We start from the raw sequence: 24,033 nt of genomic DNA, 5'->3' as shown, positions 1-24,033 counted from the left end.
GCGACCGCTGGGCGGGTGCGTTCCGCTCCGGCACTTCGTCGTTTCAGGCGACAGCGGCAGTTGCCAGCCGAGAACGCGACGCTCAGAAAGCGTCCGGCCGAGCGAATTCGCGCTCTGCCAGCTGCGCCTCTGGGTCGACGTTCGCCCGGATGAGCGGCAGGGTACGGGCGACGGCCGTGTCGATGCGCTGCCGCAGGTCGTCCGACCGGATCTGGTAGTCGGCGAAGTCGCTCTCACTGGCGTAGATCCCCAACGGAACCGTCAACGACTGGAAGAACCCGAAGAGCGGGCGCATCTGGTGCTCCACCAGCAGAGCGTGGCGGTCGCTGCCGCCCGTGGCGGTGAGGACGACCGGCTTGTCGATGAGGGCGTACTGACCGACGTGGTCGAAGAACAGCTTGAACAGGCCCGTATACGTGGCCCGGTAGGCGGGCGACCCGACCACCAGGATGTCCGCAGTCTCCACGGCCTCCAGCGCCTCGGTCACGATCGGGCTGAGGCTGCTGCGGAAGGGTCCGGCACCGAGCTCGGGCAGCAGAGGAGCGAGCTGGATGGTGCGGGCGACACCGCCCGCGGCCTCCGCGTACGAGCGCGTGACGTCGTCCACGAGCACGGTCGTCCGGGACGGATGTGTCGGGCTTCCGCTCACTCCGACCACGGTCAGTGGGTGCGACATGGGTACCGCCTTTGCTCAGATCCGGGATGTGGCCCCACGGTACCTGCCGATGACGGCGACCGCGCGGGTCGCCGTCACGGTCCGTCATGCAGCGGGGTACAGCTCCCGGACGATCTCGAGCGAGCGGATGCGTCCCTCCACGGTCGCGGCGCCGGACGAGATCATCAGCTCGTCGGTCTGGGTGGAGGCGAGCAGGGAGTCGAGCCGCGCCTTGACCTCGGTCGGCGTACCGATCGCCTGACGGGCGTTCCGGGAGGCGATGAACTCCTCTTCGAGAGGCGTGAACTCGTAGGCGAGCGCCTCCTCGACGCTGACCGGCTCCGGCTTCAGGCCGCGTCGCATCCGGAGGAACGACAGCTGACCAGGCAGGGACAGCGCACGCACGACCTCAGGATCCTCATCGGAGACGACGTTGACGGCGATCATCGTGTGCGGTTCACCGAGCATGTCGCTGGGCTCGAACCGCGAACGGTACAGATCGAGCGCGGCCTCGGTATTCTCACCCGCGAAGTGGTGCGCGAAGGCGAACGGCAGTCCGAGCGCCGCGGCGACCTGGGCACTGAAGCCGCTGGAGCCGAGCAGCCACACCTGGGGCGCATCGCCGAGACCGGGGACGGCGGTGATGCCGTGCAGGGGGTTGGCGTCGCTCATCCCGCCGTAGAAGAAGCCGAACAGGTCGAGGAGCTGCTGCGGGAAGTCTTCGACTCCGAGACCTTCGGGGCTGCGGCGGAGCGCCATGGCGGTCGCGCCGTCCGTGCCGGGCGCGCGGCCGATGCCGAGGTCGATGCGGTCGCCGTAGAGGGCGCGGAGGGTGCCGAACTGCTCTGCGACCACCAGCGGCGCGTGGTTGGGCAGCATGACGCCGCCGCTGCCCACGCGGATGCGTTCGGTCGCGGCCGCGACGCCGGCGATGAGCACGGCGGGGGCGCTGGAGGCGATGCCTGGCATGCCATGATGCTCGGCGACCCAAAAGCGTTCGTAGCCGAGCGCCTCCGCGGCCTGCGCGAGCCGGATGGTGCCGCCCACCGCATCGGCGTTGCTGCCTCCGGCTGGGCGGCTGGCGAGGTCGAGGACGTTGAGGGGGATGGTGGTGGCGCTCACCTCAAGCGCAACGCATCCCCCCACGCGACGATTCCCGGCCGGACCTGTGGGGTCCGACCGGGAATCGAATCGGGGTGGTGCTGGTGCGTCAGGACTCCGTCCGGACCCTTCGCAGCCAGGCCATGATGGCCAGGGCGATCAGTCCGAGGATGACGAGCGAGCCGCCCATCCACACCGCCCAGACGGCGATGGTCGAGCCCGTGTGGGCGAGCCCGTTGTCGCCGGGGTCGACGGCGGTGCTGTACTGGTCCGCCGGGAGGACGGTCAGGGAGGCGGGGCAGATGTGCCCGCTGGCCTGGCCGCGTCCGACGACGCTGTACGTGCCCGACGCGGACGCCGGGATGGTCACCGTCAGGACATCGCTGCCGTCGGCGTTGGAGTGCTTGGTGAAGTGGAGACTGCTGTTTGCCGTGCTGAACGAGGCGAGGCGGAACGATGCCCCGTTCTCCCCGGTCACGGTCCAGTCGATCGCTTCTCCAGGGGACCACGTCCCCGGGATGCAGATCAGTGTGGCGGTGCCTCCAGCCTGCGCGACGCTTGCGTCGAAGGAGCATTGGGCACCGGCGGTGTAGTCGGCGGCGTTCGCGGCAGCTGGGACCGCAAGCAGCAGTCCCGCGCTCACGGCGATCGCCGCCAGGATCTTCTTGAACATCGGCCCGCCTTTCTGTTGGGCCCGGCTCACGGTCGGGGTAGTTGAGTAATCTTCACTTTACGACGGAAGAGCACTGAACGACAATGGGCGCCACGGTGTTCTGTGCCCCCATATCGGGGGTCGACCCGTCCCCCGGAAGCGTCGGAGTCGTAACGACGCTGAGTTTCGTCGACGATCCACGCGAGTTGAGAAACTGCACGGACACGGTCTGGGAGGCGCCCGGCGCCAACTCGACCGTGAACACGCTCACCGGATGGGAGCGGTCGACGCCGGCCACCGTCGCGTAACCGCGGCCCTCGCTCTGGGTAGCGGCGAGCAGTGAACCGGCAGGGCCATAAACGGCCACCCGCGTGCGGATCGAACCCGGCGGTACGCCGTAAGTCCCACCACCGGTGACATACCGCGGAAGCGTCGCGCCCGCGTCCGCCGGCGCACGGTTGGTCAGCGTCACGTTCACCACTGTCGACGGCCTGCCGTCGGCCCGGCACACCTTGGAGCCCGCGGCGACCGATGTGGCCAGGTAGTAGTCCATCTTCGCGCCGGTCGCGTCGTTGTAATAGACGCCGACCCCCGACGACGGCGTCTGGGAAGCGGGGAGGCCACCGGCGAGGGTCGTTCCCGCAAGCGTTCTCTGGTCGCCGTCGTGGGCACTCCAGATCAAGACGCGACGCGCCTCGCCGGCAGCGGCCAGCGCGCTCACGAGCTTCGCGGCATCCACACCCCCGGTCGACAGCCTGCCGAACACTGCGCTGGCGGCGCTCGCGAAGAAGGCGTCCTGCTGGGCTGGATCCGAATACCGCTGGTAGACGTCGCTCAGCAAGAGTTTCACCGCGTTGGACGAGGTGAGCCGGTCGCCTTCGGGCAGCGTCACAGGGCCTGTCGACTTCAGCAGCGCACTGAGAACGATCGGGTCCATGGCGATGACGCCGTCGACCTTTCCTCCGTACTTCGTCGTCCACATCCGGGACACGGTGGACGCGGCGACCGGGAAGTCCGGGGTCAGGTTCGCGTCCTGCATGAAGCGACCGACCAGCGGGCCGTAGAGACCCTGAGTGTTCAGGGGAACGTCGGCGACCGGGGTCTTCCACGGACCGATGGCCGATCCGGCGGACTGCCGCTGCAGGGACACCGCGCCCTGATCGGTGTGGACGAGTGCGATGGCGCCGACCAGGCCGCCAGTCGCGCGCAACTCGGCGGGGTTCTGAGCCGCGAGGAGGTAGTCGCGCGGGCCGTCCGCTCCGAGCATGGCAGGAAGCAGCCGGACGGCATTCCCGAGCGCGTCGATGCCCGGCCCCACCTGGTCGAGGACACCGCGCAGGCGTCCGATCCCGCTCGCGACCGGGCCGAGGAGCTCATCGGTGTGGATGGCCGTCACGCTGGCGTGCGCCGTCGCGAAGGCAGCTTGCGCCCGAGCGACGGCCGGCTGCGCCGCCTGAATCGGAGCGAGGTCGATCCGACCCTTGTCGATGGCGAGGGCGCGCAGGTTGATCGCGGAACCGGCCGCTACGAGGGGCTGAACCACACGTGCAGCCACAGTGTCGGACGCAGCTGCCACGGTTCGCACCGCCGTGAGGTTCGGCCCGACCCAGGGAACGACCTCCGCCGCCCTCCAGATCGGGTCGGACGTCAAGGCGACCGCCTGTTCGGTCTTCCGGCGGAGGTCGCCGGCCGCACGCCCCGCGGAGGCGAGGTCGCCTGAGGCGACGGAAGTCTTGATGTGGTCGGCCGCGGGAACGGCGTCAGTGAGCGCGCGCTGGGCGAGGAATCCGCGAACACCGATCCAGGCGACGACGAACACCAGGACAGCGGCGATACCCACGAGCACCCAGAAGACGACAGGATGGCGCATCCGCCGGGACCGCGGAGCGCCCGGCAGTGCTTCCCGGTCGGCACGCGGCGGCGCGTCGGGCTCGGTGAGATCTGTCGCCATACGACAAATCTAACAAATCCTCACTTTTGCGGCGGCCCCCAAAGGGGAGCACACGATGAGGCCCGTCTCAGCGGCCGAGGCCGCGATACGTCCACCCGGCGGCACGCCACGCCTCGCGGTCAAGCGAGTTGCGGCCGTCGATGATCGTCCGATGCGCGACCAGCTCGCCCACGGCCTCCGGGTCCAGCCCGGTGAACTCCGGCCACTCCGTGATCAGGAGCACGACATCCGCATCGCGCACGGCATCCTCGGCCGAGTCGACCAGCGTCAACTGCGGCGCACGGCGGCGGGTGTTCTCCACCGCCTGCGGGTCGGTCGCCGTCACGATCGCGCCGGCCTCCGCCAGACGCAGAGCGATCTCCAGCGCGGGCGAGTCGCGGATATCGTCCGAGTGCGGCTTGAAGGCGAGGCCGAGCACACCGACGCGCACCCCGGCGAGCCCGCCGGCCTCCTCGCGCACCATTTCGACCACCCTGGTGCGCCGCCGGAGGTTGATCTTGTCGACCTCGTCGAGGAACTGGACCGCATCCCCGCGGCCGAGCTCACGCGCCCGCGCGCTGAATGCGCGGATGTCCTTCGGCAGGCACCCTCCGCCGAAACCGACGCCCGCGTTGAGGAAGCGGCGGCCGATCCGCGCGTCGTGCCCGATCGCGTCCGCCAGCTGCGTCACATCGGCGCCGGTCACCTCGGCGATCTCAGCCATAGCGTTGATGAACGAGATCTTCGTGGCCAGGAAGGCGTTCGCCGACACCTTGACCAGCTCGGCGGTCGCGTAATCGGTCACGATGACGGGAGTGCCCGAGCCGACGGCGGACGCGTAGACCTCGTCCAGCAGGCGCGCGGCGCGCTTCCCGGCCTCTCCCTCCGGAACCCCGTAGACCAGGCGATCGGGGCTGACGGTGTCCGTGACCGCGAAGCCCTCGCGAAGAAACTCGGGGTTCCAGGCGAGGGTGGCACCCGGCTGTCTTTCAGCCACGATTGCGGCGAGGCGTGCTGCCGTACCCACGGGGACGGTGCTCTTGCCGACGATCACGTCGCCGTCCTTCACATGCTCCAGGAGCGACGCGAAGGCGGTGTCGACGAACCGCATGTCGGCGGCGTCGCCGTCAGCGATCTGCGGCGTCCCCACAGCGACGAAATGGACGTCCGCGTCCGCGGCGGCGGCGAAGTCGGTGGTGAAGCGGAGTCGGCCGGACTCCGTCGCCGACCGCAGCACCTCCGGAAGTCCGGGCTCGAAGAACGGCGCGCGACCGGCGGAGAGCGAGGCGATCTTCGCCTCGTCCACATCGATGCCGACCACATCGTGGCCGAGATGCGCCATGGAGGCGGCATGGACGGCCCCCAGGTAGCCGCAGCCGATCACGGAGATTCTCATGGTGTCCACTTCTCTCAGCTGGAGGGGCTTCAGGAACCGGGCCGGCTCAGGTGAAGTCCGGGTCCGGCTCGTCGACGTACGCGGGCGCGGCATCCACGGGCCAGTGCCTGCGGCCGTTGTTGAGCACGCCGCGGCTTTCCTGCAGGTAGCAGTTGCCGCACAGGGACTCGTAGGAGACCGAGGCGCCGTCGATCGCCACCTGGTCACCGTCGAAGACGAAGACCCCGTCGATCTTGCGCGCGTTGAAGATCGCCTTGCGTCCGCAGCGGCAGATCGTCTTGAGTTCCTCGAGGCTGTGGGCCACCTCCAGCAGGCGACGGCTTCCGGGGAAGGCGACGGTCTGGAAATCGGTGCGGATGCCGTAGGCGAGCACCGGGACACCGTCGAGCAGCGCGATCCGCAGCAGGTCGTCGACCTGTGCTTCTGTGAGGAACTGCGCCTCGTCCACCAGCAGCGCGCTGACGTCGGTGTCGAAGCGCTTGATCGTGCGCTCGCGGTGTCGCTGGAAAGCTCCGTACGCATCGGTATCGGGGGTGATGAGGAAGTCGACCTGACGGGTGACGCCCAGCCGCGACAGGATGCCGAGGTCGCCCTTGGTGTCGATGGACGGCTTCGCGAGCAGCACGCGGTGCCCGCGCTCCTCATAGTTGTAGGCGGCCTGGAGCATCGCCGTACTCTTGCCGCTGTTCATCGCGCCGTAGCGGAAATACAGTTTTGCCACGCAACGATCCTAGAGGGACGGCGCTGTGAGAACGGCGACGCCGCGTCAGGTCAGGTAGCCGTCCTCGGCGGCGCGACGGATGAGATCGGCGCGCGAACTCGTGGGGCGGCCCGCCTTGCCGTACTTCTCACGCACGCGCCGCAGGTACGTTTTGGCGGTCTCGTACTGGACGTTCATGGCGCGCGCCACCTCGGAGGTGGTGCGCCCGTCCGCGTAGAGCACGAGCGCCTGCCGCTCTCCGTCGCTCAGGCGCGGTCGCGCCGACTGAGGGATGAGTGGTCTCGGCCGCCATGCCGGCTCGGCTGCTGCGGTCCGCACGACACCGCGGCCCACCGCAGAGAGTGCCGCAGCCACCAGCTCTGCCATGGGCTGCGACTTCGTCACGTAGGCGACCGCGCCGGCGGCGAGCGCGGCGTCGCGATCCTCCGGAGTGTCCACGGCGCTCAGCACGACCACCTTCGCCCCCGCGGCGCGGCAGGTGCGGACGCGCGCGCCGATCGAGATGGTCTCCTTCAACTGCAGATCCATGATGACGAGGTCGGTCGGGAAGGCGTCACTGTGGACCAGCTCGAGCCAGCTTCCCGCACGCACGACGAGGTCGAACTCCGGAGCGTTCTTCTCTATCCAGCTGGAAAGGCTGTCGAGGAGGATCTCGTGGTCGTCGAGGATGGCCAGCCGGATCGGCGGCTCGATGTCGCGGGCGGTCGTGCGGCTCTGCGCGGTCGGATCGGGGTGTGCTTGTGTCATTGTCTTCTCCCCTCAGGGTAAGGGAAGCTGCGCTCCGGGTAAGTGAATCGCACGGTCAGCTCGCCGCCATCGACGGTCATGGTGGCGCGCATGGTGGCCGCGTTGAGGGAGCTGACGAACGGCAGCAGTTCGCGGCGCAGCTCGTTCCACGGCTCGTCGACGCGGGCACGCAGAGTGAACGACGGCTGGTCCGGGTCGCTCGCCGCGATCCGGACGCTGGAGGGGTCGAGACCGGGGCGCCCGGCGATGCTCGCGATGAGCGCTCCCACGATGGCTCGCTGGTCGGTGGTCAGGACCCGCTCGAGGCGGTCGGGGTCGTCGACGCGATCACGAGGCTCACCCTCGGCGGGGATGGACTGCGCCAGCCGCTGGCCGAGCGCGAGCTGGAGGGTGTCCTCCAGCCAGGTGCGCTCGACGGCTCGCACCGACAGGTCGCGCAGGCGCTCGGCGATCGCCCGGGCCGTGTCCCTGTCCTCCGCCGTGATCGCATCGCGACCCGCCACTCCGGTCAGGAAGGGCACCGCCTCGGCGTTGAGAGCCGTCATGCGTTCCTGCGAGATCATCCGTTGGGCGGCCTGTCGCAGTTCCCCCTCCAGGCGGATCTGGCCTTCTCGCGCCACTTCGCGCCACCGAAGCGTCTCTCCGGTCAGCGTCCAGGCGTAGCCGGCGCCGCCCGCGGCCAGCGCGAGGATGGGCGTGGCGGCCACGGTGGCGTAGACCAGAGGGGCGTTGCTGATGACGATGGAGTGCTGCGCAGCCGCAAGACCGCCGAGCACCACCGCCGAGACGACAGCCGAACCCGCCACTTCTCCGATCGGGCGGTAGAGCGGCATGGCGACGATCATCAGCGCGACCGCGATCTGACCCCAGTCGTCCTGGATGCGGTCGTTGCGACCCCAGACGGAGGCGCTGAACAGACAGGCCGCCGTCAGCGCCCCCGCGATGACGCCGAAGTGCGACCATCGGCCGAACGGTGCGAAAGCGGGATGTGTGCGGATCGCGGCCACCACCACGGCGAGCGCGAGCACAAGGATGCCGACCAGTGCGGGCGTCAGGTCGCGAAACTGACCGGAGTGACGAACCGTCGAGAAGACGGCGTACGCTACCGCGACCGCACCGAGCAGCGGGACGAGGAGCCACGCGGACTGGGCACCCAGCGGGTCGAGCCGCTGCGGGGTGCGCTCGACGGCGACCGAGCGCGCGCCGACGATGGTGCGTGGGTTGAGGGCGGTCATCCGGCACGGCCTTCGGGAGTGTCGCGCGGGTTCTGTGGGTGAATCGGCGTCGTCGGTACCGTCAGGATCACGGTCGTCCCGACCTCCGCGGTGGAGTAGATGTCGACGCTGCCGCCGACGCGCGCGATGCGGTCCTGCACGGATTGCCGCAGGCCCAGCCGGTCCGCCGCCGGTCCGTTGGCCGGGAAGCCGCTGCCCCCGTCCACCACCATGATCGAGAGCGACCCGGCGTCGGCGGACAACGCGACCTCGGCGACGGGACTGCCGGAGTGACGGATGACATTCACCAGGCACTGCCGCACGGCCAGTCCGACGGCGCGTCGCACCTCCTCGTCGAGGCGGACGAAGGAACCGGGATCCCCGGAGATGTCGACGGTGAGGCCTTCGTCTCGGGCCGCTTCGATCGCGCGGTGCAGTTCGCTGTCGTACCAGGGGTCGACGTCAGACGGGAAGTCGGGGTCGCCGCCTCCCGCCACATCCCCTCGCCCGGTGGCGGTCAGTTCGCCGCCCAGCCCGCGCAGGTCGGCTTCGATCCGGCGAGCCAGCCGCTCGTCCAGCGGACCAGGGCTCGACCCGGCGACGGCGGCCAGCTCGCTCAGCACGGTGTCGTGAAGGTCGGCGGTCGAGGCGGCAACGATCTCCCGCCGGAGATCGACGAGCCGCGCGTCGCGGACCGCCCGGTGCAGGGCGGACTGCGCCCGGGTGCGCGTTCCGCGAGTGAGACCGTCGTAAGCCAGGATGCCCACCAGCAGCAGGTACGCTCCCAGCGAGATGGCGTCGGGGACGTACGCACGGCCGGTGGTGGCCGCGCCGACGATGACCGCGGCTTCGGCGAGCGCGAATCCGAGCGTCGCCCACAGGATGCCGGCGAGCGCGCCGGTGCCGGTGCCGCCGACGAGCGTCATCGCGACGACGGGGAGCGCGATGACGAAGAGGTTGGTGTCGCGGTAGGCGGGGGTCGCGGTGAACAGTGCCACGACGTAGAAGTAGGTACAGACGGTGCCGACGAGGAGATAGGCGACCGTGAGCCCCGCCGTTCGTCCGCGGGCCAGCACCAGGAGCAGTGCCACCATCGGGACCAGCACGACCAGGCTGACCCAGGACGTGAGGCTGTCACCGGTCACGCTCGATGTAGCCACGTTGACGGCGGCGGCGCCGAGGCAGACCAGGCCGGCCCAGCGGGCCGCGGTCGCCAGCGCCCGAGAGTTCGCCGGTCGCGCCAGGTGGCTGGGCAGACCGAGCGACACGACGACCCGTCCCTTCTGGGCCAAGCGCGCCTCGGTCCCTTCCGGATTATGGCATCCTCTTCGGCTGCTGTGTACCCCGGCTCGTACCCCGATGCATGCCGTATCCGATCCGCGCACATTCGCACGCGGGAGGGGTGTCGTGCTCCTCAGAACAGCGTTGGCTGCACCCCCAACCCGGTGAGAGACGCACTCACGACCGAGGCAGCGTCCGGCGCCCCACCCGAGGCGGCCCGCACCGCCGATCCGACCGTCCGGCGCTCCCCCTCGTCGTTGCGCAGCATCCCGAGCGCCGTGGACCGCACTCCCCCGGTGAGCGGGTCTTCCTCACCGCGCTCCAGTCTGTGCGACCGGATGAGCGGCTTGATGCGCCCGGCCAGCCAGCGTCGGTACTCCTGAGGGGCGTAGGTGCCGCGGCCGTACATCTGTCGATACTTCGGCAGCAGCTCGGGATGCGCCTCGCCGAGCCAGAGATAGAACCACTCCTTGACCCCCGGCTTGAGGTGCAGCGCGGAGTACAGCACCGATGTTGCGCCCGCCTCCTTCGCCTGGCGAAGCGCCTCATCGAGGTGGGCCCGGGTATCGGTGAGGTACGGGAGGATCGGCATCAGGAACACGCCGCAGTCGAGGCCGTGCTCGCGGACCGCCGTGACCGTCGCCAGCCGCGCCTTCGTCGTCGGCGTGCCGGGCTCGACCGGCTGCTGCAGTTCGTCGTCGTACACCGCGATGGACATCGCCAGGTCGACCGGCACCCGCTTGCTCGCCTCAGCGAGCCGGTCGAGATCGCGCCGCAGCAGCGATCCCTTGGTGAGAATGCTGAACGGCGTACCCGTGTCGGCCAGCGCGTCGATGATGCCGGGCATCAGCGCGTAACGCCCTTCCGCCCGCTGATACGGATCGGTGTTGGTTCCGAGTGCGACCGGATGGTGCCCCCAGCTCGGCTTCGACAGTTCGGCGCGCAGCACGTCGGCGACGTTCACCTTGACGATGATCTCGTTGTCGAAGTCTTTGCCCGAGTCGAGGTCGAGGTACGTGTGCGTCGGCCGCGCGAAGCAGTAGACGCAGGCATGCGAGCACCCTCGATACGGGTTGATGGTCCAGCCGAATGGCATCGGGCCGCCCCCGCCGGGGATGCGGTTGAGCGCAGACTTCGCCAGCACCTCGTGAAACGTGATGCCGGCGAAGTCGGGCGTGCGCACCGAGCGCACCAGGTTGTTCAGCCGCGCCAATCCGGGCAGCGCAGACGGCTCATCGACCGACAGCTCCTGACCACTCCAACGCATGGCTCCATTCGAACATACGTTCGAAGGTTAAGCAAGATGCACCGTCTCCCCCGTCCACGCGGACCGCAGCCAACGGTCGTGGCTGGCGACGACGACCGCTCCGGGATACGTCCCGAGCGCCTCCTCCAGCTCGGTCGCCAAGGCCAGCGATAGATGGTTGGTCGGTTCGTCGAGGAGGAACAGGTGCGGCGGCCGAGCGACGATCAGCGCCAGGGCGAGCCGCCGCTGCTGCCCGATCGACAGTGCGCCCACCGGACGGTCAGCGTCGCGAGGCGCGATCAGCCCGAGGGAGGTGAGCGGCGCGGCCTCCGACCGCCTTTCGCCCACGGCCGTCTCGTAGATCCGACGAGGGGACAGCGAAGGATCAGCGAACCGCACGTCCTGCTCCAGCAGACCCACCCGGAGGCCGCGCCGCCGCTGCACCGATCCCGCATCCGGCTCCAGCCTCCCGGCCAGCACCGACAGCAGGGTCGACTTGCCGGCTCCATTCGCTCCCGTGACCAGGATGCGCGATGACGGACCGACCGAGAGTTCGTCAACGGCGAGCCGAGCAGGGATGCGGACATCGCGGGCATGCACCAGCAGTCCGGTCCCGTCGCCCAACGTCTGGAACCCGGCCGGGATGCCGGCGAAGCTCAGCGGTGCAGGCGGCTTCCGCACCTGCGAGTCGCGCAGCGTCTCCAGCCGACCTTCCGCGTTACGGATGCGGCGGCTGATCTGCTTGTCCAGGGCATTCCCCTTGACGGACTTCACGAACTTGTCGTTGTCGCGGATCTTCCCCGACCAGGCGATGGATCGTGACGTCACGTCGACCGCATGCTTCAGCTCCTTCAATTCGTGCTGCTCGTCGGCGAACTGCTTCTCCCAGCGCTCGCGCTCGGCCGCCTTCTCCGCGAGATAGGCGCTGTAGCCGCCGCCGAAGACCGTCGTCCCCGATCGCGCCGGGTCCAGGTCGAGGAGCCCGGTCGCCACAGCGTCGAGGAAGGCGCGGTCGTGGCTGGCGAAGATCACCGGGCCAGCCCATCCCTTCAGCTGTCGCTCCAGGAAGGACGCTGCTTCGTCGTCGAGGTGGTTGGTGGGCTCGTCGAGCAGCAGCGCGTCCGGCCGACCGAGCAGCAGGGCCGCCAGTGCGAACCTGCTGCGCTGACCACCGGAGACCTCGCTCAGCCGCCGGGCCAGCGGGATGTCGCCGACTCCGAGACCGGCGAGCAGCTCATCGCGCCGGGCGTCCACGCTCCAGATCTCGGCACGCTCTGCTGCGGCCAAGGCCAGGTCGTAGCGCGCCGCAGCGGCGGGGTCGTCGGACCCGAGTGAGACCGCCGCGTCCTCCAACTCGCGCTCGATGGCGCGCACGTCGGAGAGGGCGTGCTCGACGAGCGCCGCAAGCGTATCGCCGGGCTCGAACCGCAGCTCCTGCCAGAGGAAGCCGGTGCGGGCCGGCCGGGTGAGCGCTCCGGCGTCCGGTATCTCGGCGCCGGAGAGCACGCGCAGCAGGGTCGACTTGCCCGCCCCGTTCTCTCCGATCAGGCCCAACCGCTGGCCGGGGGCGACCGTCACGGACACATCGGTGAGAACACGGCGCTCGCCGTAGACCACCGAGACGCCGTCGGCGCGCAGCGGGGTGAGTGTGATGGTTGGCATGGGAACCGTCCTTCCGGGCGCTCCACAAGGAGCGGGTTCCCGCCGGGCGATCTCCGTCGTGAGCGGCGCTGGAGCGCCCAGGTGCCTGACCGGGCAGCGCGTGACCTATGGGTCCTCTCTCACATCGACGGCGCCTCAGGCGCGGGACGTTCGGAGGTTCTCACTTCATAGCGGGATGACGATAACAGGTCGCCCACGCGTTTGTCCAGCGGCCCTACTGCTGCAGCTGGAGCGTCTCCGCGGTCGTGGAGAGCACGCGCTGCGCCTCGTCCGGCCGGTCGTTGAGCGTCGTGCCGACGGTCGGGATCAGTTCCTTGATCGTCGGCAGCCAGCCGGCGAAGCGGTCCGGGAAACAGCGCTTCAGCAGGTCGACCATGATCGGGACGGCGGTGGATGCGCCTGGCGAGGCGCCGAGCAGGCCGGCGATCGAGCCATCCTCCGCAGCGACGACCTCGGTGCCGAACTGCAGCACGCCGCCCTTCTTCGGGTCCTTCTTCATCACCTGGACGCGCTGACCGGCGGTGATCAGTTCCCAGTCCTCGGACTTCGCGGTCGGCATGAACTCCTGAAGCGCCTTGACCTTCTTGGCACGGTTGGCGAGGACCTCACCCACCAGATACTTGATGAGGTCGAAGTTGTCCCGAGCGACGGCGAGCATCGGGCCGAGGTTGCCCGGACGGACCGAACCCGGCAGGTCGAACCACGAGCCGGTCTTCAGGAACTTGGGGCTGAATCCCGCGTAGGGACCGAACAGCAGCGACGCCTGACCGTCGACCACACGCGTGTCCAGGTGGGGCACCGACATCGGCGGGGCGCCGACAGCGGCCTTGCCATAGACCTTGGCCTGGTGCTGGGCGACGATCTTCGGGTCGCTGGTGCGCAGGAACTGGCCGGAGATCGGGAAGCCGCCGAAGCCCTTGATCTCCGGGATGCCGGACTTCTGCAGCAGGTGCAGCGCACCGCCGCCCGCGCCCACGAAGACGAACCGCGCCGTCGCGACGTGGGAGGTACGGCCGACGTCATGCCGGACGTTGAGGCGCCACAGGCCGTTCTTTGTGCGCTTGATGCTCCGCACGCTGTGGTTGAGCGCGAGGTCGGCGCCGTTCTCGACCAGGTTGTCCATGAGCGCGCGGGTGAGCGCGCCGAAGTCGACGTCGGTGCCGGAGGTCTGACGCGTCGCGGCGATGCGCTGCTTGGTGCTGCGCTTCTTGGTGAGCAGCGGCGTCCACTCCCCGATGACCGCGGGGTCTTCCGAGTACTCCATCCCGGCGAACAGCGGCTCGTCCTTGAGCGCCTCATAGCGCTTGCGGAGGTAGCGGACGTTGTCCCGCCCCTTCACGAAGGTCATGTGCGGGGTCGAGTTGATGAAGGTGTTGGGCTCCGGCAGATCGCCGGCCGCGACGAGGCTCGCCCAGAACTGCCGGCTGAGCTGGAACTGCTCGTTGATGCTGATGGCCTTCGCGGGGTCGACGGTGCCGTCGGACGCCTCGGGCATGTAGTTCAGCTCGCAGAGGGCGGCGTGACCCGTGCCTGCGTTGTTCCACGGGTTCGACGACTCCTGGGCCACTTCGCCCAGGCGCTCGTAGATCCGGATGCTCCAGTCGGGCTGAACGCGCTGGATCATGGCCCCCAGCGTGGCGCTCATGATGCCGCCGCCGATCAGGACGACGTCGATGGGAGAATTGCTCACCCGTCAATCCTATGATGCGGTGGGGTCCGGGCCGCCCCACGGACGGCCCGGATCTCTCGATATCGAGACAATCGCGCGGGATGCCCTACGCGGTGACCGGGTTCGCGAGGCGCTCGGCGACGAGTTCGGCGATCTGTACCGCGTTGAGGGCCGCGCCCTTGCGCAGGTTGTCGTTGCTCACGAAGAGCGCGATGCCGCGACCCGCCGGGGCCCCCTCGTCCGCGCGGATGCGGCCGACGAAGCTGGGGTCGCTTCCCGCGGCCTGCAGCGGGGTCGGGACGTCCGTGAGCTGGACGCCGGGTGCATCCGCAAGCAGCTCGGCGACGCGCTCGGCGCTGATCGGGTCGGCGAACTCGGCGTTGATCGAGAGCGAGTGACCCGTGAAGACCGGAACGCGCACGCAGGTGCCGCTGACCAGGAGCTCGGGGAGGCCGAGGATCTTGCGCGACTCGTTGCGCAGCTTCTTCTCCTCATCGGTCTCGTTCAGCCCGTCGTCGACGATGGAGCCCGCCAGCGGGATGACGTCGAACGCGATCGGACGCAGGTACTTGACGGGCGCGGGCATGGCGACGGCGGAACCGTCGTGCACGAGGTCGAGCAGGTGCTCGTCCGCGACGGCGGCGCGGGCCTGCTCCGCGAGTTCCTCAGCGCCGGCGAGGCCGGAGCCCGAAACGGCCTGGTAGGTGCTCACCACGAGACGGGTCAGACCGGCCTCGTCGTGCAGCGGCTTCAGGACGGGCATGGCCGCCATGGTCGTGCAGTTCGGGTTCGCGATGATGCCCTTGCGGGCGTCGGCGATCGCGTCGGGGTTGACCTCGGAGACGACCAGCGGGACATCCGGGTCCATGCGCCAGCCGCTGGAGTTGTCGATGACGATGGCGCCGGCCTCGGCGAATCGCGGCGCGTGCGCCTTGGAGCCGGTCGCGCCCGCCGAGAACAGGGCGATGTCGACTCCGGAGACGTCGGCCGTAGCGACATCCTCGACCGTGATCTCCTGGCCCTTGAACGGCAGGGTCGTCCCCGCGGAGCGCGACGAGGCGAAGAAGCGGATGCTCTTCACCGGGAAGGAACGCTCCTCGAGCAGGCGGCGCATGACGCTGCCGACCTGGCCGGTGGCGCCCACGACGGCCAGTCGCACGCCGTTGCTGTCGAAATCGGTGAACTCGCTCATGTCAGCCCCTTCGGGTTGGTGTGATGAGGGGAACCGCCGGAATGGGAGGCGCATTCCCTCGGGGAAGATCTAGCGGCCGGTTCCGGCGTAGACGATGGCTTTCTCATCGCCATCGAGACCGAACGCCGTGTGGACCACGCGGGCGGCTTCGGCAACGGTGTCGGCGCGGGTCACGACCGAGATGCGGATCTCGCTGGTGGAGATCATCTCGATATTGATGCCCGCGTCGTAGAGCGCCTCGAAGAGCATGGCCGAGACGCCGGAGTTGGTGCGCATCCCGGCGCCGACCAGGGCGAGCTTGCCGATCTGGTCGTCGTACTGCAGCGACTGGTAGCCGACCTCGTCGCGTTCGGCGGTCAGCGCGGTGAGCACGCGCTGCCCTTCGGACTTGGGGAGGGTGAACGAGATGTCGGTCAGGCTGGTGGCCGCGGCGGAGACGTTCTGCACGATCATGTCGACGTTGGCGTTGGCCTTCGCGACGATCTTGAAGATCTGCGCGGCCTTGCCCGGCACGTCCGGGACGCCGACGACGGTGATCTTGGCCTCGCTCAGGTCGGTGGCGACGCCGGAGATGATGGGCTCTTCCACGGTTCCATCCTTCTTGGCGGCCTCGGCCGCCGCTGCTTCATTGAGGACGTACGTGCCCTCCTTGTTCGAGAACGACGAGCGCACGTGCAGCGTCACGTTGTGGCGACGCGCGTACTCGACGGCACGGATGTGCAGGACCTTCGCGCCGGCGGCGGCGAGCTCGAGCATCTCCTCGCTGGTGATGCGGTCGATCTTGCGGGCGAGTGGCACCTGGCGCGGGTCGGAGGTGAAGACGCCGTCGACATCGGTGTAGATCTCGCAGACCTCGGCGCCCAGCGCCGCGGCGAGCGCGACGGCCGTGGTGTCGGAACCGCCTCGGCCGAGCGTGGTGATGTCACGGGATTCGCGGCTGAAGCCCTGGAATCCGGCGACGATGGCGATGGCGCCCTCGCTGAGTGCGTCTTGGATGCGGCCCGGCGTGACGTCGACGATGCGGGCGGAGCCGTGCTGGGCGTCGGTGATCATGCCCGCCTGGCTGCCGGTGAAGGAGCGGGCGTCGTAGCCCATGCTCTTGATGGCCATCGCGAGCAGCGCCATGGAGATGCGCTCACCCGCGGTGAGCAGCATGTCGAGCTCGCGCGGCGCCGGAATCGGGGTGACCTCGTGCGCCAGATCGAGGAGCTCGTCGGTCGTATCGCCCATGGCGGAGACCGCCACGACTACCTCGTTGCCCGCCTTGCGCGTCTCGACGATGCGCTTCGCGACGCGCTTGATGCTCTCAGCTGTCGCGACGGACGAACCGCCGAACTTCTGGACGATGAGGGCCACGGACACTCCTGAACTCACGGGATTCTCATCCTACCGGCCGCGATATGGCGGTTCCTTCATGTGACGTCCGCGACTGGATGAGTGGGTGCGGCGTGAGGTCAGGAGACCTGGCGGCGGCCCTCGAACGCGCGACCGAGGGTGACCTCGTCGGCGTACTCGAGGTCTCCTCCGACGGGCAGTCCGGAGGCGAGGCGCGTGACCCGGATGTCGAGGGTGGTGAGCAGCCGGCTCAGATAGGTGGCGGTCGCCTCACCCTCCAGGTTCGGGTCGGTCGCGATGATGACCTCCTGCACGGTGCCGTCGGCGAGACGGGGCATCAGCTGCCGGATGCGGAGGTCGTCCGGCCCGACGCCGTCGATCGGGCTGATGGCACCGCCGAGCACGTGGTACAGCCCACGGAACTCGCGAGTGCGCTCGATCGCGACGACATCCTTCGCCTCCTCCACCACGCAGATGGACGCAGGGTTGCGACGCGGGTCGCGACAGATCGAGCAGGTCGGCTCTTCGGAGACGTTGCCGCAGATCTCGCAGAATCGGACCTTGTCGCGGACCTCCAGCAGTACCTCCGCCAGGTGGGTGACGTCGAACGTTTCGGTCTGCAGGATGTGGAACGCGATGCGCTGAGCGGACTTCGGGCCGATGCCCGGGAGCCGCCCGAGCTCATCGATCAGCTCTTGGACGATGCCTTCGTACACCGACTACCTCATCCCTGGAGTCGGAGGCGCGGGCTGCTCCTCGATGAAGGTGGCGCCGAGGATCTCGCGCACCACCGCCTCGCCGTAGCGCTGCGGCTGCTGGAAGGTGGGCGTGCGGGAGCCTGCGGCTGGGGCCGACGCCGTTCGTGCGGTGCGGGCCGAGGGAGCGTCGGGTGCGGCCGGTGCCGCCGCCGGCCGTTCTGTCGCTGACGACCGGGAGGCAGGTCGGGCGTCTGCAGCAGGCCCGGCGGTCTCCGCCGACGGGGATACGGACCAGTCGCCGCTCGGTTCTTCCGGGACGGGCGGCTCGTAGGGTGGCTCGATCTCGGGCGGGGGCACGTCGTCGTAGGGCGGGTCGTCCGTTGCGGGAGTCGCTGCGCCGACAGACGGCCGCGCGGGCGCCTCCGCTGGTGGACGCTCCAATGTCACGACAGGAGCAGACGACGTCACCGATGCCGAGGCGGTCTCGTCGGCCAGGGCCGGCGACGAGGGGATGGCGACGGTCGCCCACTCGGTGACCGTGCTGGCTGCGCCGGTGGGGCCAGCCGAAGAATCAGTGACGCGGGCTGCGGGTGCAGCAACCGAAGGGGAACCGCCCGAGGCCGACGCGGACGCGCCAGCAGCGGGCGCCGATGGCGCACTCGCGGGGTCCGCACCGGGCCACGTCTCGGCCGTCGGCGCTGTGGGCGCACCTCCGGAGGGTCGTGGCGACCCGCCGGAACCCGGCGCGGAATCGGCGCGCGCGATGAATTTGACCCGGATGCCGAGGATCTCGACGATCGCCTGGCGGAGGTACTCGCTGACGCCGGGGGCGCCGGCCGCGTCCGGCTGACGGAAGCTCTGCACGTCGTTGTCGCTCGGGAACGACAGCGTCAGCACGTCGCCGTTGAGCGAGCGGACCTGGGCGGTGAAGACGACCATCCACGCGCTGCGCTTGGCGCGCTGGACCGCCTCCAGGATCTGCGGCCACGAATCCTTGACCTGCTGGGTGGTGACGGCACCGATCTCAGCGGCGGCGGCGGGGGCGGCCGCGGAAGCTGAGGTGGCTGAGGTGGCTGAGGTGGCCGACGGTGAGTCGGCGGACGGCGCACCCGCGGCCTCGGCCGGCTCGGTCGCCGCCGGGGTCGATGCAGGCGCCGACGACGCGGACGCGGACTGTTCCGGAGTCGCGGCAGTCGCAGAAACAGCCGGTGAAGCAACGGCAGCCCCCGGCGCGGCCGCAGGCGCAGCAGCAGGCGCGACGCGTGCAGCCGGAGCCGCCACCCGCTCCACACGGCGCTCGGGCTCCGCCGCGACTGCGTCGCTGACGCCGACCCGGCGCTCCAGCCGTTCGACGCGAGCGAGCGCACCGCGCTCGCTCTCATCGCTCGACGGAACCAGCACGCGGGCGATCATCAGTTCGAGGTGGAGTCGCGGTGAGGTGGCGCCGGTCATTTCGGTCAGGGCCGCGTTGACGATGTCGGCGGCGCGGCTGAGCTCGGCCGCGCCGAACTTCATGGCCTGCACGCCCATCCGGTCGAGCTCGTCTTGCGGCACCCCGCGGAGCACGGCGGCCGCGCCTTCGACGCTGGTCGCCGCGACGACGATGAGGTCGCGCAGCCGCTCCAGCAGGTCTTCGACGAAGCGCCGCGGGTCTTGCCCGGTCTGGACGACCCGGTCGACCGCCGCGAACGCGCCCGCTGCATCCCGGGCCGCGATGGCGTCGATGACGTCGTCGAGCAGCGCCGCATGTGTGTAGCCGAGGAGGGCGACCGCACGCTCGTATTCGATCGCGCTTCCCTCCGAGCCCGCCATCAGCTGGTCGAGCAGGGAGAGAGTGTCGCGCGGCGAACCGCCGCCCGCGCGCACCACGAGCGGCAGCACTCCGGGGGCGACCGTCATGCTCTCGCTGTCGCACAGGGTCTGCACGTACGCGAGCATCTGCGCCGGCGGCACCAGGCGGAACGGGTAGTGGTGGGTGCGGGAGCGGATGGTCCCGATCACCTTCTCGGGCTCCGTGGTCGCGAAGATGAACTTCACGTGCTCCGGCGGCTCTTCCACGATCTTGAGCAGGGCGTTGAAGCCCTGCGGCGTGACCATGTGGGCCTCGTCGAGGATGAAGATCTTGTACCGGTCGCGGGCAGGAGCGAAGATGGCCCGCTCGCGGATGTCGCGCGCGTCGTCGACGCCGTTGTGGCTGGCGGCGTCGATCTCCACCACGTCGAGCGAGCCTCCACCGTCACGGCTGAGCTCGATGCAGCTGGCGCATTTTCCGCACGGGGTGTCGGTCGGGCCTTCGGCGCAGTTCAAGCAGCGGGCCAGGATGCGGGCCGACGTGGTCTTGCCGCAGCCGCGCGGGCCGGAGAACAGATAGGCGTGGTTGACGCGATTGGTGCGCAGCGCCGTCATCAACGGATCCGTCACCTGGGACTGGCCGATCATCTCGGCGAAGGTGTCTGGCCGATAGCGGCGATACAGGGCGGTTACCACTCACACATGGTACTCATCGCCGCCGACATTCTGGTGGGGATCGGACACCTCAGGCGTTGCACCGATCGAAGGGTGAGTTGTGGTCGCTATTTTCGCCAAATAACGACCACTACTCACCCCTCGGCGATCGCCCGGATTCTCAGGGTCCGCGGACGTTCAGCGCCCGAGCGATCGCCGACCAGAGCGACACCCGCGCCTCCTCCGTCGCCCGGGCTGCGGGCGGCGGTGGGAGGTAGAGCGGCGTGTAGGGCGGCACGTAGAAGAGGTGCGTGGCCTGAACGGCCCGCACATATGCGTCGCCCCCACGGGCGGGGCGGACGGCCGCCGCCTCGTCCATCCACCGGCACGCGTTGTCGAGCTGCTCGTCCTGTCCGGCGCACCCCAGCACGACCGGGCCACGGATGCGCGTCAGGTCGAGCACGGCGGCCCGTGTGACCTGGCGGTTGCCGCTCAAGCACGGCACCCACGATCCGCCGACCGTCACCGCCGGCCCGGGCACCGGCGAGGGGCACACCAGCCCGGTCGTCCCCGCCGGGGCGATCGCGCCGTAGACGAGTTCGGGATGGGCGACCGCAGTCCAGAGGGCCAGCTGCGCTCCCCGCGAGCTGCCGAAGACGAAGATGCGCCGCGCGTCGACTCCCGGCTGAGAGCGCAGCCAGTTCAGCGCGGCGACAACGCGCTCCCCCTCCAGAGTCCGGATCATGTTCACCTCACCGGCCGAACCGTAGGTGGAGAACGCGAGCGCCGGGTAGCCCATCGCCGACAGGGTCGACGCCGACAGCACCCCGCTCGGGGCTCCCGGGTCCGTCCCGTCGAGCACGAGCACCGCCGGACGCGGCGCCCGGGAGCCGGTCGACGGCTCGAAGTAGTCACCGGTGATGCCGTCGTCGAACACGGCCCGCGACGGCGCGACCGACAGCAGTCCGACCCGGTGGATGCGGCGCGCGGCCACCCGGCGCCCGTCGACCACGGCGTCGAGCTCCACGAACATGCTCGCCGCACCCCACTGCTCCGGGGAGGTGGCCGCGGCACCGGAGGCGGCGCCCAGTGACCAGAACAGCCCCATCCCGTCCGCCCCGGTGAACGGCGCCTCGACGGGCGCCTCGCGGTCCAGGTCGACGACGCCCGAGGACGGCACGACGTAGACGGCCTGGGATGTCCACTGGGCGCCGGCCATCGCGCGGGCACGCACCGTCACGCGTCCCCCGGGCGGCAGCGCGACGAGACGCACGTGGATGGGCTCCCAGACTCCGCTGGGGTCTTCGTTGACCACGAACCGCGGGCCCGCAGCGCCGGTCGTCGCCTGCCCGCAGCCGACCAGCGCCGTGAGCGCCAGTCCGAGCGCCGCAACGACCGCGGCCAACCGGGCAGCCAGTCCTCCGCGCTTCCGCCTCATGGCCGGGTCGCTCCTGCCAGCTTGGCCACAACGAGCGCCCAGAAGGACCCGCGAGCGTCCTCGGTGGACTGCGCGGTCGCCGGGGGCAGATCACTCAGCCCGATGGGCAGCAGCGGCGGCGTCGTGATGTCGTGCCCCGCGCCGTCGGCGTACAGGAACGCGTCGCCGTCCCGCTCCCCGCGCACCTGCTCGCCTGCGCGCGTCCAGTCGCAGGCGGTCGGGAGCTGCCGGTCGGCCGTTCCGCAGGCCAGGACGAGGGGGCCCTCGATGCGCTGGAGCGGCAGGATGTCGGTGCCCGCGATGGTCCGCTCCGGGTTCGCGCACGGAAGCGCCCTCCCGTGCTGGATCAGCAGAGGGCTGCCCGCCGCCGACGTGCACTGCAGCGCGGTCGCGCCGCTGGCGGCGAAGGCGCCGTGGATGCGGCCTGGTTCCTCCGCCGCGAACCACAGCGCGAGCGACGATGCCCGCCCGGTGCCGTAGACGAAGATGCGGTCCTCGTCGACGATCGGCAGCGACGAGAACCAGGTCAGCATCGCGTCGAACGTCTCGACGGACAGCGCCGCCGAACCGGGGATCTGCCCGGGCGGAACGAACGCGGGGAGCACGGCCACGGGGAACCCGGCCGACGCGATCATGCGGGCCGCGAAGGCTCCGGCCGCTCCGCCGTCGTCACCGTCCACCACGATCACCCCGGGTCGCAGGTCGACCGGTGTCGGCACCGCCGTGACCAGCCGCCCGACCCGGGCCGTCGGTCCGAGCGCCGACGCGTCGGGGTTGCCGCTGCCGATGAGATCGCTGCCCAGCACATCCCGCTCCACCGTCCCCGCCGCGAGCGCCGAACGGCGGAGCTCGTCCGAGGCGACCGGACGGCCGTCCTGCTCGGCGGTGAAGCGGATGTCGAGTCCGCCGAACACCCACTGCCTCTCCAGCTGTGCCTGACTCAGCGACGGGCCGGTCAGACTCCACAGCAGCCCGGACCCGTCCGCGCGCGGGAACGGCGCGGTGAGCGGCTCCTGCGACCACAGCCGGACTCGCCCATCCGGAGGAACCGCGTACACCGCGCGCGATGACAGCGAGCCCGACGCGGTGCGGGCTCGAGCCGTGACCACGACCGGGTGCCCCGGCTCCAGCCCGGCGAGCTGAACTCCGACGGGCTGCGTCACGCCCTCGCCGAACCGGCTGAAGGCGAACCGCGGGCCGCCGTCGGCTCCTGCGCTGCATGCGGGAACGAGGAGCGCGACGAGGAGCGCCACCACTGCGGCGCCCGTCCAGCGGGCAATGCCCGGCCGTCTCATCCCAGCACCGCCCGCAGCAGAGCGCGGCCGACGGCGTCCCAGAAAGCGACCCGCGCTCTCTCGGTCGGCTGACCGCCCGCGGCTGGAAGCGCAATAGGTAGTCCGGGAGGCACCGACACGGCGTGCGCGGCGCCGCCCGCGTAAATTGTCGCGTCGCCCGCGCGCGGGCTCCGGGTCGCGGCGAGCGCCCGCTGCCAGTCGCAGGCGTTCGGGAGCACGTCGTCCTGCTCCCCGCACGCCAGGACGACCGGCCCCTCGATTCCCTCGATCGGCCGGATGGCGTCCGGGACGACCGACCGCGCGCTCGGCAGGCACGGCAATCCGGAGGCGTCCTCGAAGGCAGGCGCGACACGCGCCGACGGCAGACAGAGCAGGGCCGGGGACCCAGCGGCAAGGAACAGGCCATGCACCCGCCCGGGGACACGGGTCGCCGCCCACACCGCCAGCTGTTCGGCCGCACCCGTTCCGTACACGTAAATCTGGTCGTGCACGATGTCCGGTCGGTCGGCCAGCCAGTCGAACACGGCGTCCACGGTCGTACCCGAGATGATGCTCGTCGAGCGGATGCCGTCGGCGCTCGGTGACACCGGGATGCGCAGAACCGACGCACCGAATTGCGCGATCAACGGTGCCGTGTACTCGGCTGACGCCCCGGGGGTCGCGTCGTCGAACATGACCACCGCCGGCGTCTGCGGATGCTCGAGGGTCGCCGCGCTGAAGAAGGTGCCGAGCACCACATCCTCATGCGTCTGCCGTGGCAGCCGCGGGTTGATCGCGGGCCGCAGGTCGCGCGTGTACAGCGTGCGGACGGACAGGGATGCCGCCAGCCCGTCGAGCTGGAAGGTGCGGGAGGCGATCACACGGTCGCCGTCGGATGCGGTCATCGTGACGCGGGTGGTGTCGAACATCCACTGCTGGGCCGCGGCGGAGCCCGACAGCCGCGGGCCACGGAGCGACCAGAACAGTCCCGCCGAATCCGGCTCGGTGAACGGGGCAAGCTGCGGCCGGGCTCTCGCGAGGTCGAGCGTCCCTGACGCCGGGACGGTGTACGTCGCCGCCGAGCTCCACGAACCGTGCGCCGTCGTCAGCCGCGACGTCAGTCGCAGTTGCGCGCCGGGCTCCGCTCCGACCAGTTGGAGGGGCACCGGCCAGAGCACCGCGCTGTAGCGGACCAGCGGCGGAGTGACGAACCGGGCGCCCGCTCCGCCGTCGACGGCGCTGCAGCCGGCCAGCCCGGATACGGCGAGCACGGTCGCGGCGACGGCCGCCAGCACGGCCGCGAGACGCGCGCGCAGCGACCGCGGCGGCATCTTCTGCCGCCCGTCGTCGCCGCGCCGTCGCCGCATGGCCCTGCTC

General features: G+C 70.2%; 19 protein-coding genes. All 19 read right to left on the bottom strand.

All coding sequences use genetic code 11. The annotated features are described in order from the left end of the window. Window positions 1-82 precede the first annotated feature (82 nt). The gene (msuE, locus tag AB4Y74_RS02835; protein ID WP_441797603.1) at window positions 83-676 is read right to left on the bottom strand and encodes an FMN reductase; all 594 of its coding nucleotides are present in this window, start codon (window positions 674-676) and stop codon (window positions 83-85) included. 84 nt (window positions 677-760) lie between these two features. Beyond that, entirely contained in the window at window positions 761-1,777 is a 1,017-nt protein-coding gene (locus AB4Y74_RS02830) for an LLM class flavin-dependent oxidoreductase (protein WP_441797602.1), read from the bottom strand. Window positions 1,778-1,865: 88 nt separating this feature from the next. Continuing rightward, a complete protein-coding gene (locus AB4Y74_RS02825) occupies window positions 1,866-2,429 on the bottom strand; it encodes a hypothetical protein (RefSeq protein ID WP_441797601.1) in 564 nt (187 codons plus the stop codon). Window positions 2,430-2,481: 52 nt separating this feature from the next. After that, window positions 2,482-4,359 (bottom strand): DUF4012 domain-containing protein, encoded by a 1,878-nt coding sequence (locus AB4Y74_RS02820; RefSeq protein ID WP_441797600.1) that lies wholly within the window; start codon window positions 4,357-4,359, stop codon window positions 2,482-2,484. A gap of 67 nt (window positions 4,360-4,426) precedes the next feature. Beyond that, the gene (locus AB4Y74_RS02815) at window positions 4,427-5,734 is read right to left on the bottom strand and encodes a UDP-glucose dehydrogenase family protein (protein WP_441797599.1); all 1,308 of its coding nucleotides are present in this window, start codon (window positions 5,732-5,734) and stop codon (window positions 4,427-4,429) included. Between the two features lie 46 nt (window positions 5,735-5,780). Continuing rightward, window positions 5,781-6,455 (bottom strand): thymidine kinase, encoded by a 675-nt coding sequence (locus AB4Y74_RS02810; protein WP_441797598.1) that lies wholly within the window; start codon window positions 6,453-6,455, stop codon window positions 5,781-5,783. 45 nt (window positions 6,456-6,500) lie between these two features. Continuing rightward, window positions 6,501-7,202 (bottom strand): response regulator transcription factor, encoded by a 702-nt coding sequence (locus tag AB4Y74_RS02805; protein WP_441797597.1) that lies wholly within the window; start codon window positions 7,200-7,202, stop codon window positions 6,501-6,503. Continuing rightward, on the bottom strand, window positions 7,199-8,437 hold the full coding sequence (locus AB4Y74_RS02800; protein ID WP_441797596.1) for a hypothetical protein: 1,239 nt from the start codon (window positions 8,435-8,437) through the stop codon (window positions 7,199-7,201). The genes AB4Y74_RS02805 and AB4Y74_RS02800 overlap by 4 nt, the downstream gene beginning before the upstream one ends. Continuing rightward, the gene (locus AB4Y74_RS02795; RefSeq protein WP_441797595.1) at window positions 8,434-9,708 is read right to left on the bottom strand and encodes a sensor histidine kinase; all 1,275 of its coding nucleotides are present in this window, start codon (window positions 9,706-9,708) and stop codon (window positions 8,434-8,436) included. Before AB4Y74_RS02795 ends, AB4Y74_RS02800 begins: the two co-directional genes overlap by 4 nt. 122 nt (window positions 9,709-9,830) lie before the next feature. Next, entirely contained in the window at window positions 9,831-10,964 is a 1,134-nt protein-coding gene (locus AB4Y74_RS02790) for an Rv2578c family radical SAM protein (protein ID WP_441797594.1), read from the bottom strand. 27 nt (window positions 10,965-10,991) lie between these two features. Continuing rightward, window positions 10,992-12,605 (bottom strand): ABC-F family ATP-binding cassette domain-containing protein, encoded by a 1,614-nt coding sequence (locus tag AB4Y74_RS02785; protein ID WP_441797593.1) that lies wholly within the window; start codon window positions 12,603-12,605, stop codon window positions 10,992-10,994. Window positions 12,606-12,819: 214 nt separating this feature from the next. Further along, window positions 12,820-14,295, bottom strand: a complete 1,476-nt coding sequence (locus AB4Y74_RS02780) for a malate:quinone oxidoreductase (RefSeq protein ID WP_441797592.1) — start codon at window positions 14,293-14,295, stop codon at window positions 12,820-12,822. An 85-nt stretch (window positions 14,296-14,380) separates the two neighbouring features. Next, window positions 14,381-15,466, bottom strand: coding sequence for an aspartate-semialdehyde dehydrogenase (locus tag AB4Y74_RS02775; protein WP_441797591.1), 1,086 nt, complete (start codon window positions 15,464-15,466; stop codon window positions 14,381-14,383). Between the two features lie 69 nt (window positions 15,467-15,535). After that, window positions 15,536-16,822, bottom strand: coding sequence for an aspartate kinase (locus AB4Y74_RS02770; RefSeq protein WP_441797590.1), 1,287 nt, complete (start codon window positions 16,820-16,822; stop codon window positions 15,536-15,538). 98 nt (window positions 16,823-16,920) lie between these two features. Continuing rightward, window positions 16,921-17,517 (bottom strand): recombination mediator RecR, encoded by a 597-nt coding sequence (recR, locus tag AB4Y74_RS02765; protein ID WP_441797589.1) that lies wholly within the window; start codon window positions 17,515-17,517, stop codon window positions 16,921-16,923. 3 nt (window positions 17,518-17,520) lie between these two features. Beyond that, complete coding sequence (locus tag AB4Y74_RS02760; RefSeq protein ID WP_441797588.1) at window positions 17,521-19,986, bottom strand: DNA polymerase III subunit gamma and tau; 2,466 nt, start codon at window positions 19,984-19,986, stop codon at window positions 17,521-17,523. A gap of 139 nt (window positions 19,987-20,125) precedes the next feature. Next, window positions 20,126-21,382 carry an acyl-CoA thioesterase/BAAT N-terminal domain-containing protein gene (locus AB4Y74_RS02755; RefSeq protein WP_441797587.1) on the bottom strand — a complete coding sequence of 419 codons (1,257 nt, stop codon included), beginning with the start codon at window positions 21,380-21,382 and terminating at the stop codon, window positions 20,126-20,128. Then, window positions 21,379-22,677, bottom strand: coding sequence for an acyl-CoA thioesterase/BAAT N-terminal domain-containing protein (locus AB4Y74_RS02750; protein WP_441797586.1), 1,299 nt, complete (start codon window positions 22,675-22,677; stop codon window positions 21,379-21,381). Before AB4Y74_RS02750 ends, AB4Y74_RS02755 begins: the two co-directional genes overlap by 4 nt. After that, the gene (locus AB4Y74_RS02745; RefSeq protein WP_441797585.1) at window positions 22,674-24,023 is read right to left on the bottom strand and encodes an acyl-CoA thioesterase/BAAT N-terminal domain-containing protein; all 1,350 of its coding nucleotides are present in this window, start codon (window positions 24,021-24,023) and stop codon (window positions 22,674-22,676) included. Before AB4Y74_RS02745 ends, AB4Y74_RS02750 begins: the two co-directional genes overlap by 4 nt. Between the last annotated feature and the right edge of the window lie 10 nt (window positions 24,024-24,033).

Source organism: Leifsonia sp. RAF41, from assembly GCF_052114085.1.
In the GTDB taxonomy this organism is placed as follows: domain Bacteria; phylum Actinomycetota; class Actinomycetes; order Actinomycetales; family Microbacteriaceae; genus Leifsonia.
The sequence above is the reverse complement of the archived record's forward strand: the minus strand, read 5'-3'. Positions and strand labels throughout refer to the sequence as shown.